The 19,069-nt window shown below is 72.7% G+C and carries 15 protein-coding genes; 13 read left to right on the top strand and 2 right to left on the bottom strand.

Annotated features, from left to right (window positions below; genetic code table 11):
- Nucleotides 1-84 precede the first annotated feature (84 nt).
- The 4 genes from fomD (at nt 85) to IF23_RS0126590 (ending at nt 5,816) form a co-directional block, all read left to right on the top strand.
- Nucleotides 85-816 (top strand): cytidylyl-2-hydroxypropylphosphonate hydrolase, encoded by a 732-nt coding sequence (gene fomD / locus IF23_RS0126605; protein ID WP_030287993.1) that lies wholly within the window; start codon nt 85-87, stop codon nt 814-816.
- 220 nt (nt 817-1,036) lie between these two features.
- Nucleotides 1,037-1,720 (top strand): class I SAM-dependent DNA methyltransferase, encoded by a 684-nt coding sequence (locus IF23_RS0126600; RefSeq protein ID WP_030287991.1) that lies wholly within the window; start codon nt 1,037-1,039, stop codon nt 1,718-1,720.
- Nucleotides 1,721-1,805: 85 nt separating this feature from the next.
- Nucleotides 1,806-4,109: a SpoIIE family protein phosphatase gene (locus tag IF23_RS0126595; protein WP_030287990.1), complete on the top strand. Its 2,304-nt coding sequence runs from the start codon at nt 1,806-1,808 to the stop codon at nt 4,107-4,109.
- Between the two features lie 243 nt (nt 4,110-4,352).
- Complete coding sequence (locus tag IF23_RS0126590; protein ID WP_030287988.1) at nt 4,353-5,816, top strand: catalase; 1,464 nt, start codon at nt 4,353-4,355, stop codon at nt 5,814-5,816.
- A 72-nt stretch (nt 5,817-5,888) separates the two neighbouring features.
- Here IF23_RS0126590 and IF23_RS0126585 read toward each other — a convergent pair whose 3' ends face one another.
- Nucleotides 5,889-8,183, bottom strand: a complete 2,295-nt coding sequence (locus tag IF23_RS0126585; RefSeq protein ID WP_030287983.1) for a transglycosylase domain-containing protein — start codon at nt 8,181-8,183, stop codon at nt 5,889-5,891.
- 276 nt (nt 8,184-8,459) lie between these two features.
- Here IF23_RS0126585 and IF23_RS0126580 point away from each other — a divergent pair, with 276 nt between their 5' ends.
- The 7 genes from IF23_RS0126580 (at nt 8,460) to IF23_RS0126550 (ending at nt 16,593) form a co-directional block, all read left to right on the top strand.
- Nucleotides 8,460-9,425: an SPFH domain-containing protein gene (locus tag IF23_RS0126580; protein WP_030287981.1), complete on the top strand. Its 966-nt coding sequence runs from the start codon at nt 8,460-8,462 to the stop codon at nt 9,423-9,425.
- The gene (locus tag IF23_RS0126575; RefSeq protein WP_030287980.1) at nt 9,422-9,703 is read left to right on the top strand and encodes a type II toxin-antitoxin system antitoxin; all 282 of its coding nucleotides are present in this window, start codon (nt 9,422-9,424) and stop codon (nt 9,701-9,703) included. Before IF23_RS0126580 ends, IF23_RS0126575 begins: the two co-directional genes overlap by 4 nt.
- Before the next feature lie 143 nt (nt 9,704-9,846).
- Nucleotides 9,847-10,533, top strand: coding sequence for an ABC transporter ATP-binding protein (locus tag IF23_RS0126570; RefSeq protein WP_030287978.1), 687 nt, complete (start codon nt 9,847-9,849; stop codon nt 10,531-10,533).
- Entirely contained in the window at nt 10,530-12,917 is a 2,388-nt protein-coding gene (locus IF23_RS0126565) for an FtsX-like permease family protein (RefSeq protein WP_030287977.1), read from the top strand. The genes IF23_RS0126570 and IF23_RS0126565 overlap by 4 nt, the downstream gene beginning before the upstream one ends.
- A gap of 132 nt (nt 12,918-13,049) precedes the next feature.
- Entirely contained in the window at nt 13,050-13,574 is a 525-nt protein-coding gene (locus tag IF23_RS0126560; protein WP_030287975.1) for a PadR family transcriptional regulator, read from the top strand.
- Nucleotides 13,571-14,260 carry an ABC transporter ATP-binding protein gene (locus tag IF23_RS0126555; RefSeq protein WP_030287974.1) on the top strand — a complete coding sequence of 230 codons (690 nt, stop codon included), beginning with the start codon at nt 13,571-13,573 and terminating at the stop codon, nt 14,258-14,260. The genes IF23_RS0126560 and IF23_RS0126555 overlap by 4 nt, the downstream gene beginning before the upstream one ends.
- Nucleotides 14,261-14,316: 56 nt before the next feature.
- A complete protein-coding gene (locus IF23_RS0126550; RefSeq protein WP_078654285.1) occupies nt 14,317-16,593 on the top strand; it encodes an ABC transporter permease in 2,277 nt (758 codons plus the stop codon).
- 80 nt (nt 16,594-16,673) lie between these two features.
- On the opposite strand, the gene IF23_RS0126545 is transcribed toward IF23_RS0126550, so the two are convergent.
- On the bottom strand, nt 16,674-17,645 hold the full coding sequence (locus tag IF23_RS0126545; RefSeq protein WP_078654281.1) for a hydrogen peroxide-inducible genes activator: 972 nt from the start codon (nt 17,643-17,645) through the stop codon (nt 16,674-16,676).
- 273 nt (nt 17,646-17,918) lie between these two features.
- On the opposite strand from IF23_RS0126545, the gene IF23_RS0126540 reads away from it, so the two are divergent.
- Together IF23_RS0126540 and IF23_RS0126535 are read left to right on the top strand one after the other, a co-directional pair.
- Nucleotides 17,919-18,473: a peroxiredoxin gene (locus IF23_RS0126540; protein WP_030287969.1), complete on the top strand. Its 555-nt coding sequence runs from the start codon at nt 17,919-17,921 to the stop codon at nt 18,471-18,473.
- Between the two features lie 11 nt (nt 18,474-18,484).
- Nucleotides 18,485-19,018, top strand: coding sequence for an alkyl hydroperoxide reductase (locus IF23_RS0126535; RefSeq protein WP_030287967.1), 534 nt, complete (start codon nt 18,485-18,487; stop codon nt 19,016-19,018).
- The last annotated feature ends 51 nt before the right edge of the window (nt 19,019-19,069 follow it).

Here is a 19,069-nt window from a genome sequence, read left to right as displayed (position 1 = left end):
CCTCGCGACCCGCCCTCGCGCCGCCGTCCGGGCGACCTTGCGGACGGACGGCGGAAGGGCGGCGGCAGGCCCTAAGATCTGGCCATGACAGCGGAGAGGACGGGGACCACGGCGGGCGCACCGACCGGGCACGGCGCTCCCGGGCCGCGGCGGACGGCGGTACCGGCCGCGCGCTGGGCGCCCGGCAGCCACATCCTGTGGCGCTACCGCGACAACGCCGACGGCGCGCGCTTCCACATCTGCCGCCCGGTGACCGTGGTCCGGGACACCGAGGACCTGCTGGCGGTGTGGATGGCGCCGGGCACCGCCTGTGTGAAGCCGGTGATGGCCGACGGCACCGCGGTCCACCGCGAGCCGCTGGCCACGCGCTACACCCGGCCGCGGCGGATCTCGTACGACCGCTGGTTCGGCACCGGCGTGCTGAAGCTGGCGCGGCCCGGCGAGCCGTGGTCGGTGTGGCTGTTCTGGGAGCGCGAGTGGCGGTTCAAGAACTGGTACGTGAATCTGGAGGAGCCACGCGCCCGTTGGGCGGGCGGCATCGATTCACAGGACCACTTCCTCGATCTCTGCGTCTACCCGGACCGCAGCTGGGAGTGGCGGGACGAGGACGAGTTCGACCAGGCGCAGCGGGACGGGCTGATGCCGCCGGAGCAGGCGGCGCGGGTGCGGGCCGCGGGCCGGGCGGCGGTGGAGCGGATCGCCGAGTGGGGCGCGCCGTTCCGGGACGGCTGGGAGGAGTGGCGGCCCGATCCGGCGTGGGAGCTGCCGTCGCTGCCGACGGACTGGGACCGTGTCCCCGGGCGTTTGCGGTCGTGAGCGGGCGAAGAGAGGAAAGGCGGAGTCGGGCGAGTGAACGGGGCGATGGGTGGAAAGACGCGCCTGGGGGCAACTCCTCCGGTTCCTCGGTGGACCGGGTGCCGAGCCCCCTTGCTGCGCCCTGGGCCACGAACCGTAGGATCGTCCTCCGCGAGACTGCACAGGCGCAACTCCACCAATCACAACAGAACTTGACCGCGGGCGCAGGAGAGGCGAGGTCGTGAGCGCTGACAGCTACGACAAGTACGAGGGCCTGAACCGGTTAGCTCTGGACCGGGCGGGCCAGTCCGAGGCGTTCGACGCGATCGGTGACCGCTACGACGAAGCGTTCCCGCACAAGGACGGGCAGGTGGCGTCGGCCGCATGGCTCGCCGGTGAACTGCCGCCCGGCTCGCGGGTGCTGGACGTCGGCTGCGGTACCGGGCTGCCCACCTCCCGTCAGCTCGCCGAGGCGGGCCACCGGGTGGTGGGCGTCGACCTCTCCCCCACGATGGTCAAGGTCGCCGGGGAGAACGTCCCCGAGGCGGAGTTCCACCGGATGGACGTCGCAGAGCTGCGGCACGGTTCGCTGAGCGGCCCCGGGTCGTTCGACGGGATCACGGCGTACTTCACCCTGCTGATGCTGCCGCGCGCGGAGATTCCCTATGCGCTGCGGATGCTGCATGATCTGCTACGGCCGGGTGGGGTGATGGCCCTGTCCATGGTCGAGGCCGATGTGGACGACTTCACGATCCCGTTCCTGGGCAACTCGATCCGGGTATCGGGTTTCCTGCGTGAGGACCTGCGCCGTGTCGTGCGCGACGCCGGTTTCGACATCGCCGGGGAGGATTCCTACGCGTACGCCCCGGCCAGTACGGACGTACCACCTGAGATCCAGCTCTTTCTGCACCTGCGACGCGCTTGAGACGCAGCGGGTCAGGCGCGTCGCACCGGCGCGCTTGACACGCGGCGCGTCGGGCGCGCAGCCCCGGACGGATGGAATCCCACGCGTGACGGAGCACCCAACCTCCCACCACCTGCGGCAGCCGGTCCCGCCTGCCGCTCCTTCGGCGTCCCCCGCGCGGGGCCCGGGCTCCTCGCCGCTCGGCGGGGTGCCGGACCCCCGCAGCGCCCTCCAGCAGCCGGGGGCGGCGGGCTTCGCACCGCTGCCCGGGGCCGGTTTCGCCGTGCGCGGTGAGAACGGCGCGGCCGCAGGTCCGCCGGACGCCCCGCTGGTCACGGCCGGTGCCGGGCCGGGCGGCGGCGAGCCGGTCGCGGGCCACGGCCGGCCCCGTACGGCCGGGGGTCACGCCCCGTACGACGACGGGCTGGCGGCGCGCGGCGCGGTCGGCGGGGCGCAGCCGCCGGAGCAGGGCGAGCCGCGCCCCGGTGAGCCGCGGCCGGGTACCGGCCACGTCCCGGCCGAGGGCATCGGGCGGCCACGGGAGGGCGGCCGGTCGCGGCCGCCGGGTGACGACGGGTCGTCCGGCGCGTTCGTACCGCCGCCCGCGGGTGCGGCGACCGGTCCGGCGCCGGTGCCTCCGGCGCGGGCGGACCATCCGGGCGAGAGCGACGAGGCGGCGGCCGCCCGGCAGGCGGGCGGGGACCGGCTGCGGTTCATCGGCGCGGCCACCCGGCGGATCGCCCGCGGTATCGATCTGGACGAGATCGTGCTGGGGCTCTGCCGGGCGACGGTTCCGACGTTCGCCGACGCGATCCTGGTGTATCTGCGCGATCCGCTGCCGGTGGGCGACGAGCGGCCGACCGGTCCGATGGTGCTGCGGCTGCGGCGTACCGACCGGATCCCGGAGGAGCCGGACACCAACGGCATCCGGCTGCCGGTGCTGCCCGCGCAGCCCGATCTGGGCCCGGCGATGGGCGGCAGCGCGGCGGAGCTGGCCGAGGTGTTGAACGGCGGGCCGCTGGCGGAGGTGCTGCGCGGGGTGCGGCCGCTCTTCGGTGACGTCCCGGCGGCGCGGACGGCCCTGCCGGAGCTGCTGGGCGACGGCACCCAGCTGCCGGGCGGGCGCCGGGTGATCCTGGCGCCGCTGCGCGGCCGCCGCCGGGTGATCGGGGCGGCGGTGTTCCTGCGCCGCCCGGACCGTCCGGCGTTCGAGGGCGACGATCTGCTGGTCGCGGCGCAGCTGGCGACGCACACCGCGCTCGGCGTGGACAAGGCGGTGCTCTACGGCCGCGAGGCGTACATCGCCGACGCGCTCCAGCGCACGATGCTGCCGGACTCGCTGCCGCAGCCCACCGGCGTCCGGCTGGCCAGCCGCTATCTGCCCGCCGCGGAGACCGCGCGGGTCGGCGGCGACTGGTACGACGCGATTCCGCTGCCGGGCAGCCGGGTGGCGCTGGTCGTCGGGGACGTCATGGGGCACTCGATGACCTCGGCGGCGATCATGGGGCAGCTGCGGACGACGGCGCAGACGCTGGCCGGTCTGGATCTGCCGCCGCAGGAGGTGCTGCACCACCTCGACGAACAGGCGCAGCGGCTGGGTTCGGACCGCATGGCGACCTGCCTGTACGCGGTGTACGACCCGGTAGCGCACCGCATCATCGTGGCGAACGCGGGGCATCCGCCGCCCGTCATGCTGCACCGCGGCGGCCGGGCGGAGGTGCTGCGGGTCCCGGCGGGCGCGCCCATCGGGGTCGGCGGTGTGGACTTCGAGGCGGTGGAGCTGGACGCCCCGGCCGGTGCCACGCTGGTGCTCTACACCGACGGTCTGGTGGAGTCGCGGATCCGGGACGTGTGGACGGGCATCGAGCAGCTGCGGGAGCGGCTGGCGGAGACGGCGCGGCTGACCGGCCCGAACCCGCCGCCGCTGGAGCCGCTCTGCGACGAGGTCCTGGACATGCTCGGGCCCGGCGACCGTGACGACGACATCGCGTTGCTGGCGGCGAGATTCGACGGGATAGCACCCAGCGATGTCGCCTACTGGTATCTCGATCCGAAGGCCCAGACGGCGGGGCAGGCGCGTCGGCTGGCCCGGCGGGCGCTGTCGCGCTGGGGTCTGGAGGAGCTGACGGATCAGGTGGAGCTGCTGGTCAGCGAGGTGGTGACCAATGCGGTGCGGTATGCGGAGCGGCCGGTGACGCTGCGGCTGCTGCGGACGGATGTGCTGCGCTGCGAGGTCGGCGACGACGTGCCGCAGCTGCCGCGGCTGCGGCAGGCGCGCCCGTCGGACGAGGGCGGGCGCGGTCTGTATCTCGTCAACCGCATGGCGCGGCGCTGGGGCGCCACCCGGCTGAGCATGGGCAAGGTCGTCTGGTTCGAGCTGTCGATGCCGCCGGGCGCCGGTCCGCGCTGATCACCCGGCCGGGCGCGTGGTGCGTACGGTCTGCGGGAGCCCCGTCCGGGCAGCCGGGCGGGGCTCTCCCGTGTGCGGTGGGCCGGGGCGGGTGCCGGGTGGGGCGGGTGTGGCCCGTCGGGAAAGGGTTGTCGGTACAGGGTTGCCGACATGCCGTCGGCGGCGTTGACTGCTTGGGTGGACAAAAGGGACTGACTGACCCCCCACTCCCCCACTTCCCAGTCGAAACGGAGGCGCTCCTCCATGTCCAGGCCCGCGCAGAACGTCCCGCACACGACGAACAACGTCGGCATCCCGATCGGGAGCGACGAGAACTCGCTGACCATCGGCCCCGACGGCCCGATCGCGCTGCACGACCACTACCTGATCGAGAAGATGGCCCTGTTCAACCGGGAACGGGTCCCCGAGCGGGTGGTGCATGCCAAGGGCAGCGGCGCGTACGGCTCCTTCACGGTCACCAACGACGTCAGCCAGTTCACCAAGGCGGATCTCTTCCAGCCGGGCAAGACGACCGAGATGCTGGCCCGCTTCTCGACCGTCGCCGGTGAGCAGGGCTCCCCCGACACCTGGCGCGACCCGCGCGGTTTCGCCCTGAAGTTCTACACCGAGCAGGGCAACTACGACCTGGTCGGCAACAACACCCCGGTGTTCTTCGTCCGCGACACGATCAAGTTCCAGGACTTCATCCGCTCGCAGAAGCGCCGCCCGGACAACGGGATGCGCGACAACGACATGCAGTGGGACTTCTGGACGCTGTCACCGGAGTCCGCGCACCAGGTCACCTGGCTGATGGGCGACCGCGGCATCCCCAAGTCGTACCGGCACATGAACGGCTACGGCTCGCACACGTACATGTGGGTCAACGCCGGAGGGGAGAAGTTCTGGATCAAGTACCACTTCAAGACCGATCAGGGCATCGACTTCCTCACGCAGGCGGACGCCGACCGGCTGGCCGGTGAGGACGGTGACGTCCACCGCCGGGACCTGCACGATGCGATCGAGAGCGGCAACGCCCCCTCGTGGACGCTGTATGTGCAGGTCATGCCGTTCGATGACGCGCCGGACTACCGGTTCAACCCGTTCGATCTGACGAAGGTGTGGCCGCACGGCGACTACCCGCTGATCGAGGTCGGGCGGATGACGCTGAACCGGAACCCGGAGGACTACTTCATCCACATCGAGCAGGCGGCGTTCGAACCGTCCAACCTGGTGCCGGGCATCGGCCCGTCGCCGGACAAGATGCTGCTGGGGCGGCTCTTCTCGTACCCGGACACGCACCGGTACCGGATCGGCCCGAACTACGCCCAGCTGCCGCCGAATCGGGCGCACGTCCCGGTCCACTCGTACGCCAAGGACGGACCGATGCGGTTCGATCCCTCGCGGGCGGCCCGGCCGTACGCGCCGAACTCGTACGGGGGTCCGGCCGCCGCCGCGCAGGAGGGCACGGACCCGGTGGGCTGGGCCGCCGACGGGGAGCTGGTCCGGGAGGCGTACACCAAGCGCCGGGAGGACGACGACTTCGGGCAGCCGGGGACGCTGGTCCGCAAGGTGATGGACGACGCGGCCCGTGAGCGGCTGGTGGGCAATGTCGCCGGGCACCTGCGGGGTGGTGTCAGCAAGCCGGTGCTGGAGCGGGCGCTGCAGTACTGGCGCAATGTCGACAAGGACGTCGGCGACCGGATCGCCAAGAAGGTCAACGGCGGCTGACCCGCCGCCGCACGGCCCGCGGCCCCCGCCCCGTGGGTACGAGGCGGGGGCCGCGGGCCGTGCGGGGGCCGGTCAGTTCAGCGCGTTGAGGCCGTCGGCGCCGCCGCCGGGGCCGTTGCCCGCGCCGCCCGCGCCGCCGGTGCCGTTGTTGCCGCCGGCGCCCTGGCCGCCGTTGGCGCCGCCCGGACCGCCGGTGGTGCCGCTGGTGGTGCCGCCGGTGCCGGGGTCGGTCGGGGCGGAGCCGGTGTCGGTGGGCGTCGGGTCGCCGGTGTCGGTCGGCGTCGGGTCGTGGGTGGGGGTGCCCGACGGGCTCTCCGACTCGGTCGGGGTGCCGGACGGCGTCTCCGAGGCGGGCGGGCTGGTGTCGGTCGGGGGCGGCGGGGCGACGCCCATGCCGGAGTCGGCGTCCAGGTCGAAGGTGGCTCCGGCGCCGGAGCCGAGCGCCGCCGCGTTGTAGGCGGCCCAGACCTGCGCCGGGTAGCCGCCACCGTTGACCCGGCCGCCGCCACCGGCACCGCGGAGGGTGACCTGCTTACCGCCCTGGGCCTCGCCGAACATGCCGACGGCGGTGACCAGCTTGGGCGTGTAGCCGACGAACCACGCCGACTTGTTGTCGTCGGAGGTGCCGGTCTTGCCCGCCGCCTGGTACGAGGTGTCCTGCACCGCGGTGGCCGTACCGTCGTCGACCACACCGCGCAGCACCGAGGTGACGGTGTCGGCGGTCTTACGGCTGAGCACCTGGTCGCCGATCGGGTCCGGCAGGTCCGGCTCCGGGTCGGTGGCGTGCTCGGCCTTGGTGACCAGGGTCGGGGTGACCTTGCGGCCGTGGTTGTCGAAGGTCGCGTAGACCCCGGCCATCTGGACCGGGCTTGCGCCCATGGAGCCGAGGGTCATGGCGGGCTGGACGTCCATCCGGGCGCCGTTCATGCCCAGCGAGGTCGCGGTCTTCTTCAGGCTGTCGAGGCCGACATCGGCGCCCATCTGCGCGAACACCGAGTTGACGGAGTTGTTCATCGCCTTCTGGACGGTGATGTTGCCGTAGCTGCGCTGGTCCTCGTTGGGCGGTGCGAACGGTGCGGTGCCGCCGGTGACCGGGCGCCGGTTGGTGCCGTCGTAGACGGTGTCGGGCGTGATCGGGCGGCCGTCCTGGGTGGTGGCGTGGTTCTCCAGGGCGGTGGCGAGGATCAGCGGCTTGAAGGTGGAGGCCGGCTGGTAGTCCTGGCGCGTCGCGTTGTTGATGTAGTGCTGGGTGTATCCGGCGCCGCCGTACATCGCGACGATGTGGCCGGTGCTCGGGTCGACGGAGGCGGCGCCGAGCTGGGCGTTCCGGTCGGCCTCGCGGAGCTTGGGGTCGAGGTCGGCGGTGAGCTTGCGCTTGACGGCCCGCTCCAGCGCGAGCTGCTTGTCCTTCTCGACGCCGAGGGTGACGGTCCAGCCGCCCAGCGCGAACTTCTTCTCGTCGACGCCGTGGGCGAAGAGTTCGTCCTTGGCCGCCTGGACGAGATAGCCGGTGCTGCCGGTCAGCCCCTCCTGCGGCTTGGGGTCCTTGGGGACGTCGAACTTCTGCTTGTCCCGGTCGGCCTTGCTGAGCCACTTCATCTCGACCATGTTGTCGAGGGTGTAGGCCCAGCGCTGCTGGACGAGCTTCTTGCCCGTCGGGGTGGCCAGCGCCCAGTCGTACTGGTTGGGCGCCTGGAGCAGCGAGGCGAGGTAGGCGCCCTGCGAGACGGTCAGCTGCTCGGCGTCCTTGCGGTAGTACGCCTGGGCGGCGGCCTGGATGCCGTAGGCGCCGCGGCCGTAGTAGCTGGTGTTGAGGTAACCGTCGAGGATCTCCGACTTCGACTTCTCGTTGTCGACCTTCAGGGAGATCACGATCTCCTGGAGCTTGCGGGAGACCGTCTGCTCCTGGGAGAGGTAGTAGTTCTTGACGTACTGCTGGGTGATCGTGGAGCCACCCTGCTTGCCCTCGCCCTGGAGGGTCTTGAAGATGCCGCGGAAGGTGCCCTTGAGATCGATGCCGTGGTCGTCGTAGAAGGTCTTGTTCTCGGCGGCGACGAAGGTGTGCTGCACCTCCAGGGGCACCCGGCTGAGCGGGACGCTCTCACGGTTCAGCTTGCCGGTGCGGGCGAGCACCTTGCCGTCGGCGTACTTGTAGACGTTGCTCTGCGCGGTGGCGATCTCGGTGCCCGCCGCGGGGACGTCGACGTAGAAGTACAGGCCGAAGGCGGCGGCTATCCCGAGGAGGCATATCCCGAAGAAGGTGCCGAGCATCTTCTTCCAGGTGAAGAGTCGGCGTATCCGGCCCTTCGGCCGGGGCCCGGCCCCGCGGCTCCCCTGCCGCGCTCGTGTCGCGTCCGCTCGGCCCATGGCTCCTGTCACTTTCGTCGTACCGCCCCCCGCTGGGTCAGCTGTTGAAGCTAACACCGCATCTGCCCCCAAATGCTCATCGATCAAGGGGTTTTCCTACGTGACAAAGAGCACCTGAACGCGACGGAACCGCGGGCGGGGTTGCGCATCGGCCAGGTGGGAGCGTTAAAGTGTTATCACTTTGATGAGTCGGTGAGATCGCGCCGGGGACCGTCCGGGCGCCGCCGCCGACCCCGCGTCCGGCGCTCCGGGCGCGTCACGAGAAACGGGGCTCCCATGTCCGAGACCACACCGACCACCCCGCCCAGAGCCGAGGCACCGCTCGCCGACGCGCCCGAGATGCCGGCCCCACAGGTCCGTGAGAAGGCCGCGCACAGCATCCCGGGCGGTCTGGCGCTGCTGCTGACGACGCTCGGCGTCTTCCTCGGCATCGCGATGATCATCGGCGGCGGGGTCGCCGGTTCGGGCGGCAGCTCCGGGCTCGCCGCCGCGCTGATCATCGTCGGCATCCTGACGCTGCTGGCCTCGTTCTTCTGCATGACGGGCGTGAAGATGGTGGCGCCGGGCGAGGCGCGGGTGATCCAGCTCTTCGGCCGGTACGTCGGCACCATCCGCACCGACGGTCTGCGCTGGGTCAACCCGCTGACCAGCGCCCGGAAGATCTCCACCCGGGTGCGGAACCACGAGACCGCGGTGCTGAAGGTCAACGACGCGTACGGCAACCCGATCGAGCTGGCGTCGATCGTCGTCTGGCAGGTCGAGGACACCGCACAGGCGCTCTTCGAGGTGGACGACTTCCTGGAGTTCGTCTCGACCCAGACCGAGGCGGCGGTCCGGCACATCGCGATCGAGTACCCCTACGACGCACACGACGAGGACGCCCTCTCGCTGCGCGGCAACGCCGAGGAGATCACCGAGAAGCTCGCCGTCGAACTGACCGCGCGGGTGCAGGCGGCCGGTGTGCGGATCATCGAGTCCCGCTTCAGCCACCTCGCCTACGCGCCCGAGATCGCCTCGGCGATGCTCCAGCGGCAGCAGGCGGGTGCAGTGGTCGCGGCGCGGCAGCAGATCGTGGAGGGCGCGGTCGGCATGGTCGAGCAGGCGCTGGTGCGCATCAGCGAGCAGGGCATCGTCGAGCTGGACGAGGAGCGCAAGGCGGCCATGGTCGGCAATCTGATGGTGGTGCTGTGCGGTGACCGCGCCGCCCAGCCGGTGCTGAACACGGGCTCGCTCTACCAGTGAGTGACGAGAGCCCCGAGGGACCGGGCGGCGGCGCCCGCAGGCCCGCGCGACGGCCGCAGCAGCGCAAGCAGGTGCTGCTGCGGCTGGACCCGCTGATCCACGACGCGCTGGCCCGCTGGGCCGGTGACGAACTCCGCAGCACCAACGCGCAGATCGAGTTCCTGTTGCGGAAGGCGCTGGCGGACGCGGGCCGGTTGCCGCGCGGCGCGGGCGGCCCGGTCCGCCGGGGACGGCCGCCGAAGGCGCCGGAGCCCGGCCCGGACGGGGCGACGGACTGACCCGGCGGCCCGGCGGATCCCCGCCGGGCCGGGACGGACCGAGCCGGTCCCGGAAACTTCTATACACGCGATGTATACACCTCGTGTAGAGTGCGGCGCATGCTCCACGGACGCCCCTTGCCCGCACCCCCGGAGGCCCGCCCATGACCCCGTCCGGCTCACTGCTCCACGCCGGTGGCCTGTACAAGGCGTACGGCGCCACGCCCGCCCTGGACGGCGCGGAGTTCTCCATCCACCCCGGTGAGGTCGTCGCCGTCCTCGGCCCGTCCGGCTCCGGGAAGTCGACGCTGCTGCACTGCCTCGCCGGGATCATCCAGCCGGACCGCGGCACCGTCCGCTACGGCGACCACGACCTCACCGCCATGACCGACGCCGAGCGCAGCGCCCTGCGCCGCGGCGACTTCGGCTTCGTCTTCCAGTTCGGCCAACTCGTCCCCGAACTCACCTGCCTGGAGAACGTCGCCCTGCCGATGCGGCTGGCCGGTACCGCCCGCAAGGCGGCCGAGGCGCACGCCCGCGAGTGGCTGGAGCGGCTGGAGGTGGACCCGGTCGCCGGGCGCCGCCCCGGTGAGGTCTCCGGCGGTCAGGGCCAGCGCGTCGCCGTCGCCCGCGCCCTCGCCACCCGCCCCCGCGTCATCTTCGCCGACGAACCGACCGGCGCCCTGGACTCCCTCAACGGCGAACGTGTCATGGGCCTGCTCACCGAGGCGGCCCGCGCCACCCGGGCGGCCGTCGTCCTCGTCACCCACGAGACCCGCGTCGCCGCCTACTCCGACCGCGAGGTCGTCGTCCGCGACGGCAAGGTCAGGGAAGCGGTGACCACCGGATGACCCGCCCACCGCACCATCGGCCCGCACCGCCGCACGGCCCGGCCGTCTGGCTGCGCGACCTCGGCATGGGGCTGCGGTTCGCCGCCGCCGGGGGCCGCGAGGGCTGGACCCGTACGCTGCTGACCGCCGTCGGCGTCGGCCTCGGCGTCCTGCTGCTGCTCGGCGCCGCCTCGGTGCCGCACCTCATGGAGGGCCGCCAGGAGCGCGCCATGGCCCGGCAGATCCTCAACGGCGACGACCCGCCGCGCGCCTCCGAGCGCACCGTGATCGCCATGGACGCCGACACCACCTACCACGACCAGCGGGTCTTCGGTCTCCGGCTGTACCCCGAGGGGAAGCGGGCCCCGCTCCCGCCGGGCGTCACCGCGTACCCGCGCCCCGGCACCATGGCGGTCTCCCCCGCCCTGCGCGATCTGCTCGCCTCGCCCGACGGCGCCCTGCTGCGCGAGCGGCTGCCGTACGTGATCACCGGCACCATCGCCGACCCCGGGCTGGTCGGCCCGAAGGAGCTGGCGTACTACCTGACCAGCGATGTCCCCCTGAAGACGGAGGACGGCTTCCGGCTGACCCACTTCGGCGCCGACGCCTTCGGCGACCAGCCGATGAGCCCGACGCTGCTGATGCTGATCTTCATCGCGTGTGTGGTGCTGCTGATGCCGGTGGCGGTCTTCATCGCCACCGCGATCCGCTTCGGCGGTGACCGCCGCGACCGGCGGCTGGCCGCGCTCCGGCTGGTCGGCGCGGACGTCGCCACCACCCGCCGGATCGCCGCGGGCGAGGCCCTCTTCGGCGCCCTGTGCGGACTGGCCCTGGGCACCGCGCTCTTCCTGCTCTGCCGGACGTACGCGGGCTCCGTCACGCTCTGGGACATCAACGCCTTCCCCTCCGACGTGACGCCGCTCCCGGCGCTGGCCGCGCTGATCGCGGTGGCCGTGCCGGTCGCCGCCCTCGCCGTCACCCTCTTCACGCTGCGCGGCGTCGCCATCGAACCGCTCGGCGTGGTCCGCGGCCGTACGGCCCGCCGCCGACGGCTGTGGTGGCGGCTCCCGCTGCTGGTCGGCGGCCCGGCGATCCTGCTGGTCAGCGGGCCGCTCGACCCGCGGGAGCGCGGCGTCGGCGCCTACCCCGCGGCGGTCGGCGCGGCGCTCACGCTGTGCGGGGTCACCGCGGTGCTGCCGTGGGTGATCGAGGCGGTCGTGGGGCGGCTCGGCCGCGGGCCGGTCGCCTGGCAGCTCGCCGTCCGCAGGCTCCAGTTGAGCGGCGGCACCGCGGCGCGCGCGGTCAGCGGCATCTGTGTCGCGGTGGCCGGGGCGCTGGCGCTGCAACTGCTGGTCTCCGCCCTGCAGAGCGACTTCGTCACGCGTACCGGGCAGGATTCCGGCCGCGCCCAGATGACCGTGTCGCTGCCGGAGTCCACCGGCGCCGCGCTCCGCCGCGCCGCCGACCGGGTCGCGACGACCGAGGGCGTGCGCACCGCCCACACGCTGGTCGGTGCGACCGTGGCGCGCTCCGGCCCGCTGCGCAAGGGCGAGAAGTTCGCGCCCGGCGCCTCGGTGATCGTCGGCGACTGCGCCGCGCTGCGCGAGGTGGCGCAGACCGGCGCCTGCCACGACGGCGACGCCTTCCTCGCCACCCGCGGCGGCCTGGCGGTCGACGCCGCGACGATCCGCGAGGTCGCCCGCCCCGGCGGCAAGGTCCTGCTCAACGCCGACGGGGACACCGGCAAGCCGCTCGGCACGCCCCGCCTGTGGACCGTCCCGCCGGGGACCCGCGAGATCGCCGCCCGCAAGGACCCGACGGGCCAGACCTCGCTCGGCATCCTGGCCACCCCCGGAGCCCTCGACCTCACCCGGCTCCAGGACCCGTCGGCCCGCGTCCTGATCCGCACGGACCCGGCGGTGCCCGACGGCGAGGAGCACATCCGCAACGCCGCCGCCGCGCTCGGCCCGGACGCGTCCGCCTCGACGGTGCGGGACACCGAGAGCGACGCCCAGTTCGCCAGCGTGCACACCGGGCTGCTGCTCGGCTCGACCGTGACGATGGCGCTGGTCGCCGCCGGGCTGCTGGTCACCACCGTGGAGCAGCTGCGCGAGCGGCGGCGGCTGCTGTCGGTGCTGGTCGCCTTCGGCACCCGCCGCTCCACCCTCGCCTGGTCGGTGCTGTGGCAGACCGCGGTGCCGATCGTGCTGGGGCTCGCCCTGGCGGTTGCCGCGGGGCTCGGGCTCGGCGCCGGGCTGCTGCGGAGCGCGGGCAAGGCGGCGTACGACTGGTCGGCGATCTGGCCGCTGCCGCTCGCCGCGGGCCTGCTGGTCCTGCTGGTCACGGTGTTGAGCCTGCCGTCGCTGTGGCGGCTGATGCGCCCGGACGGCCTGCGGACGGAGTGAGCGCGCCGCCGCCCGCACCCACCCCGTGCGGCCCGGTCACCCGGGCCGCACGGGGCGTTCCGGTGCCCTCGGCGGGTACGTATAAATCGAGCGTATACACCCGGGATACACCCACGACGTAAGGTGGTCGCCATGTCAATCGGTCATACGCTGCTGGGCCTTCTGGAGTCCGGTCCCCGCCATGGCTACGACCTCAAGCGGGCCTTCGACGAGCACTTCGGGCACGACCGTCCGCTGCACTACGGACAGGTCTACTCGACGATGTCCCGGCTGCTGAAGAACGGTCTGGTCGAGGTGGACGGCGTCGAGGCCGGTGCGGGCCCCGAGCGCAAGCGGTACGCCATCACGGACGCCGGTGTCACGGACGTCGGGCAGTGGCTCAGCCGCCCGGAGAAGCCGGAGCCCTATCTTCAGTCGACGCTGTACACCAAGGTCGTCCTCGCGCTGATGACCGGGCGCGACGCGGCCGAACTCCTCGACACCCAGCGGGCCGAGCACCTGCGGCTGATGCGCGGGCTCACCGAGCGCAAGCGCCAGGGCGACCTCGCCGACCAGCTGATCTGCGACCACGCCCTCTTCCATCTGGAGGCGGACCTGCGCTGGCTGGAGCTGACCGCGGCCCGTCTGGACGGCCTGGCGCAGACGGTGCACGGATGACGCCGGAGGGTTCGCTGCTCGCCGCGAGCGACCTGCACAAGACGTACGGCGCGACGCCCGCGCTGGACGGCGCGGAGTTCTCCGTCCACCCCGGTGAGGTCGTCGCCGTCCTCGGCCCGTCCGGCTCCGGCAAGTCGACGCTGCTGCACTGCCTGGCGGGCATCATCCGGCCGGACCGCGGCACCGTCCGGTACGCGGACCGCGATCTGACGACGATGAGCGACGCCGACCGCAGCGCCCTGCGCCGCACCGACTTCGGCTTCGTCTTCCAGTTCGGCCAACTCGTCCCCGAACTCACCTGCCTGGAGAACGTCGCCCTCCCGCTCCGCCTCAACGGCGCCCGCCGCAAGGAGGCCGAGCGGCAGGCGCGGGAGTGGCTGGAGCGGCTGGAGGTCGAGGAGGTGCACCGGCAGCGCCCCGGTGAGGTCTCCGGCGGCCAGGGCCAGCGCGTCGCCGTCGCCCGCGCCCTCGCCACCCGCCCCCGTGTGATCTTCGCCGACGAACCGACCGGCGCCCTGGACTCCCTCAACGGCGAACGCGTGATGACGCTGCTGACCGACGCCGCCCGCGAGACCCGGGCGGCCGTCGTCCTCGTCACCCACGAGACCCGCGTCGCCGCCTACTCCGACCGCGAGATCACCGTCCGCGACGGCAAGGTGAAGGACCTGCTGGCGGGCTTGCGGTGAGTGACCCGGGCCCGCCGGTGCCCGCCCGGGCGCGGGGCTGGTGCCGCGATCTGGCCATGGGGATACGGTTCGCCGCGAGCGGCGGCCGGGAGGGCTGGACCCGTACGGCGCTGACCGCGGTCGGCGTGGCCCTCGGCGTCGCCGTACTGCTGATCGGCGCGTCCGTACCGACCCTGATGAACGCCTGGCACGGCCGCGAGAAGGCCCGCGAGAACCTCGGCCAGATGCACGAACCGCCGCGCGGCGACACCACGGTGCGCTACGCGAGCGCCGACACCGTCTTCCACGGGGAGCCGATCCGCGGCCGTCTGGTCCGGCCCGACGGCGCGCACCCGCCGGTGCCGCCCGGCATGGACCGGCTGCCCGGACCGGGCGAGATGCGGGTCTCCCCGGCGCTCCGGGAACTGCTGGCCGAACCGGGCAGCGCCCTGTTGCGGCAGCGGCTCCCGTACAAGATCGTCGGCGTCATCGGCGACGCGGGGCTCCAGGGTCCGGCGGAGCTGACCTATGTCGCGGGCAGCACGGCGCTGCGCCCGCCCGCCGGGTACCGCATCGACCACTTCGGCAAGGGCTGGACCCCACGACCGCTGACCCCGCAGGGCACCCTGCTGGTGATCATGACGTGTGTGGCGCTGCTGACGCCGGTGACGGTCTTCCTCGGCACCTCCGCACGGTTCGGCCACGACCGGCGCGAACGGCGGCTGGCGGCGCTGCGGCTGCTCGGCTCGGACATCGCCACCACCCGCCGGATCGCCGCCGGGGAGGCGCTGTTCGGCTCCGCGTTGGGGCTGGCGGGCGGCGCCGTGCTGTTCCTCGCCGCCCGGCAGACCGCCGGGTGGATCACCCTGTGGGACATCAACGTCTTCCCCGCCGACGTCCGGCCCGGCGCGCTGCCCGCCGCGCTGATCGCCGTCCTCGTCCCCGCCGTCTCGGTCCTGGTGACGCTGTTCGCGCAGCGCGGGGTGACGGTCGATCCGCTCGGGGTGGTGCACCGGCGGCCCGCGCCGCGCCGTCGGTTCTGGTGGCGGCTGCTCCCCCCGGTGCTGGGTGCGGCGCTGCTGCTCCCGCTGCTGCGGCAGCGGGTCTGGGAGGACTCCGCCGCCAACACCACGATGCTGGCCGCCGGTTCGATGCTGCTGCTGTTCGGCGTCACCGCGTTGCTGCCGTGGCTGGTGGAGGCGGTGGTGGGCCGGTTGCGCGGCGGCCCGGTGCCCTGGCAGCTGGCGATCCGGCGGCTCCAGGCGTCCGGCGGTTCGGCGACCCGCGCGGTCGGCGGCATCACCGTCGCGGTGGCCGGTGCCATCGCCATCCACATGCTCTTCACCGGTATGCAGTTCGGCTTCACCCAGGCGTACGCGCGCTCCGGTGCGCTGCCCCGGATCGGCTACACCACCCAGGCGGAGAGCTGGCAGCAGACCGAGCGGGCGCTCGCCGCGGTGCGCGCCACGCCGGGCGCGACCGACGCCCAGGGCGTCATCGAGGCCACCCTCGACACCCTGCCGACCAGCGACAGCTTCCTCAATCTCGCCATCGGCAGCTGCGCCGAGCTGCGCCGGGTGGCCACGCTGGGCTCCTGCCGCGACGGCGACGTCTTCGTGACACAGGGCCGTGACCGGGCGGCGCGCCCGGGCGCCACCCTCGACCTCAACCCGCCGTTCGCCCCGGAGGACCGCCCGACCCCGCACCCCTGGACGCTCCCCGCCGACGCCCGTCAGGTCCCGCTCCGGCACCTGGGCGACGGACCGGACGACCACCGGTACGAGATCCTCGCCACCCCCTCCACCGTCGACGTCCGCCGTCTGGCCATGGGCGACATGGCGCTCCGGATCGGCTTCGACCGCTCCGTCCCGGACGCCGTCGAACGGATCCGCACCTCGATGGCGAAGGTCACCCCGACGCTGTACGAGTCCTCGGCGGTGGACAACCCGCACGACCGGGCGTACTCCGGCATCCGCAACGGTCTCTTCGCCGCCGCCGCGGTCACCCTGCTGCTGATCGGCGCGGGCCTGATCATCTCGACGGTGGAGCAGCTCCACGAACGCCGCCGGGTCCTCTCCTCGCTCCATGCCTTCGGCGTCCGCCGCTCCGGGCTGGGCTGGTCGGTGCTGTGGCAGACCGCGGTCCCGGTCCTGCTCGGGCTGGTGCTCGCGGTCGGCTGCGGGCTGCTGCTGGGCACCCTGCTGCTACGGATGATCAACGCCGAGGTACGGGTCGACTGGCCGGTGGTGGCCGGGATGGCGGGCATCGGCGGCGGCGTGATCCTCTTCGTGACGGCCCTGAGCCTGCCGCCGCTGTGGCGGATGATGCGCCCGGAGGGGCTGCGGACGGAGTGAGACGGGCCGACGGTCCCGGGGCACGCCACCGCCGGTCCCCGGAGCGCGTGCCCGGCGCCGGGAGGCCCGCGCCCCTCCCCTTACGCCGCTTCCGTCCCCGTCTGCACCATCCGTACCGGCAGCCCCCGCAGCGCCACCCGCAGCGCCGCCGCGAACTCCTCGAACTCCCGTTGGCGGGCCGCGCCGCTCCGCATCGCCAGCGCGATCCGCCGGGCGGGCGCCGGATCGGCGAAGTATCCGGTGGTCAGCTCGTCGTTGCGGGCGGTCTCCACCCGCAGCGCGGTACGCGGCAGCAGCGTCACCCCGAGCCCTCCGGCCACCAGCTGCACCAGCGTCGACAGGCCCGCCGCGCTGGTGGTGACCGGCGCCCCCTCCTCGCGCCCGACCTCCCGGCAGATGTCGAGGGCCTGGTCGCGCAGGCAGTGCCCCTCGTCGAGCAGCAGCAGATCCAGCTCCTTGAGCGCCTCGCGCGGGATGTCACCGCGCCCGCCCAACCAGTGCTCCTTCGGCGCGACCAGTACGAAGTCCTCGTCGAAGAGCGGGAGTTCGGTGATCTGCGGGACGCCGAGCGGCACCGCGAGCAGCAGCAGATCGAGCCGCCCGTGCCCGAGCCCGTCCAGCAGCGAGGCGGTCTGCTCCTCGTGGACCTGGAGATCGAGGTCGGGGTAGGTGTCGTGGACCAGCCGCAGGACCGTCGGCAGCAGATACGGCGCGACGGTCGGGATCACCCCGAGCCGCAGCGATCCGGTGAACGGCGCCCGCGCCGCCTCCGCCTCCTCCAGCAGTTCCCCGACGGCCGTCAGCACCGTCCGCGCCCGCGCCGCGACCCGCTCCCCGGCGGTGGAGAGCAGCACCTTACGGGTGGTCCGCTCCAGCAGCTGGACGCCGAGCGTCTCCTCCAGCGCCGACACCGCTCCGGACAGCGCGGGCTGGCTCATCCCGATCTCGGCCGCCGCCTCCCGGAAGTGCAGATGCTCGGCGACCGCGACGAAGGCCCGCAGCTGCGCCAGGCTCGGCTGCCGCGCCCGTCCTCCGCTCACCGGCGACGCCACTGATAACCACCTCCGATCAACCCCTTCCAGTCTACGGAGCCACCGTCCGAACCCCCGGAAGCGGCGACTCCCCGCCCCCGTAAACCGATTTTCGGCGCCCCGACACCGCTCACCGGCACACGACACACCATCCGAACAGCACTGATAACCGCACCCAATCAACATCAACAACTCTGGCTATTTCCCTGATCAATACTCCGTATGGCACTGTGTTATCCGTCCAACCCTCAAGGAATGCCCCAAAAGGGACTTCCGGTGTTGCAAGGAGAGCGCGTGCTCACTGTCGGTGACAAGTTCCCCGAGTTCGACCTGACCGCCTGCGTTTCGCTCGAGTCCGGCAAGGAGTTCGAGCAGATCAACCACAAGACCTACGAAGGCAAGTGGAAGATCGTCTTCGCGTGGCCGAAGGACTTCACCTTCGTGTGCCCCACCGAGATCGCCGCCTTCGGCAAGCTGAACGACGAGTTCGCCGACCGTGACGCCCAGATCCTCGGCTTCTCCGGTGACTCCGAGTTCGTGCACCACGCCTGGCGCAAGGACCACCCGGACCTGACCGACCTGCCCTTCCCGATGCTCGCCGACTCGAAGCACGAGCTCATGCGCGACCTGGGCATCGAGGGCGAGGACGGCTTCGCGCAGCGCGCCGTCTTCATCGTCGACCAGAACAACGAGATCCAGTTCACGATGGTGACCGCCGGTTCCGTCGGCCGTAACCCCAAGGAGGTCCTGCGGGTCCTCGACGCCCTGCAGACCGACGAGCTGTGCCCCTGCAACTGGTCCAAGGGCGACGAGACCCTCGACCCGGTCGCGCTCCTCTCGGGCGAGTGAGCTGATTCCCCATGGCTCTCGATGAACTGAAGTCCGCAGTCCCGGACTTCGCCAAGGACCTGAAGCTGAACCTCGGCTCGGTCATCGGCAACAGCGACCTCCCGCAGCAGCAGCTGTGGGGCACCGTCCTGGCCTGCGCGATCGCCTCGCGCTCGCCGAAGGTGCTCCGCGAGCTGGAGCCGGAGGCCAAGGCCAACCTCTCCCCCGAGGCGTACCAGGCCGCCAAGTCCGCCGCCGCCATCATGGCGATGAACAACGTGTTCTACCGGACCCGGCACCTGCTGTCGGACCCGGAGTACGGCACGATGCGCGCCGGTCTGCGGATGAACGTCATCGGCAACCCGGGCGTGGACAAGGTCGACTTCGAGCTGTGGTCGCTGGCCGTCTCGGCCATCAACGGCTGCGGTATGTGCCTCGACTCGCACGAGCAGGTGCTCCGTAAGGCCGGGGTGGACCGCGAGACGATCCAGGAGGCCGTCAAGATCGCCGCCGTCCTCCAGGCCGTCGGCGCCACCCTCGACGCCGAGGCCGCCCTGGCGGAGTAATTCCGCCCGCGCACCATCGCGGAAGCCCCGTGGACCCACCGGTCCACGGGG

Source organism: Streptomyces catenulae, assembly GCF_000718015.1.
GTDB classification, from domain to species: Bacteria; Actinomycetota; Actinomycetes; order Streptomycetales; family Streptomycetaceae; genus Streptomyces; species Streptomyces catenulae.
The sequence above is the reverse complement of the archived record's forward strand: the minus strand, read 5'-3'. Positions and strand labels throughout refer to the sequence as shown.

What these genes read in the sequence shown, in the direction of transcription:
- IF23_RS0126565 (WP_030287977.1), top strand. Translation starts at nt 10,530, where the DNA reads ATGACCCGCCCACCGCACCATCGGCCCGCACCGCCGCACGGCCCGGCC.
- IF23_RS0126535 (WP_030287967.1), top strand. Translation starts at nt 18,485, where the DNA reads ATGGCTCTCGATGAACTGAAGTCCGCAGTCCCGGACTTCGCCAAGGAC.
- IF23_RS0126550 (WP_078654285.1), top strand. Translation starts at nt 14,317, where the DNA reads ATGGGGATACGGTTCGCCGCGAGCGGCGGCCGGGAGGGCTGGACCCGT.
- IF23_RS0126570 (WP_030287978.1), top strand. Translation starts at nt 9,847, where the DNA reads ATGACCCCGTCCGGCTCACTGCTCCACGCCGGTGGCCTGTACAAGGCG.
- IF23_RS0126590 (WP_030287988.1), top strand. Translation starts at nt 4,353, where the DNA reads ATGTCCAGGCCCGCGCAGAACGTCCCGCACACGACGAACAACGTCGGC.
- IF23_RS0126560 (WP_030287975.1), top strand. Translation starts at nt 13,050, where the DNA reads ATGTCAATCGGTCATACGCTGCTGGGCCTTCTGGAGTCCGGTCCCCGC.
- IF23_RS0126585 (WP_030287983.1), bottom strand. Translation starts at nt 8,183, where the DNA reads ATGGGCCGAGCGGACGCGACACGAGCGCGGCAGGGGAGCCGCGGGGCC.
- IF23_RS0126555 (WP_030287974.1), top strand. Translation starts at nt 13,571, where the DNA reads ATGACGCCGGAGGGTTCGCTGCTCGCCGCGAGCGACCTGCACAAGACG.
- fomD (WP_030287993.1), top strand. Translation starts at nt 85, where the DNA reads ATGACAGCGGAGAGGACGGGGACCACGGCGGGCGCACCGACCGGGCAC.
- IF23_RS0126580 (WP_030287981.1), top strand. Translation starts at nt 8,460, where the DNA reads ATGTCCGAGACCACACCGACCACCCCGCCCAGAGCCGAGGCACCGCTC.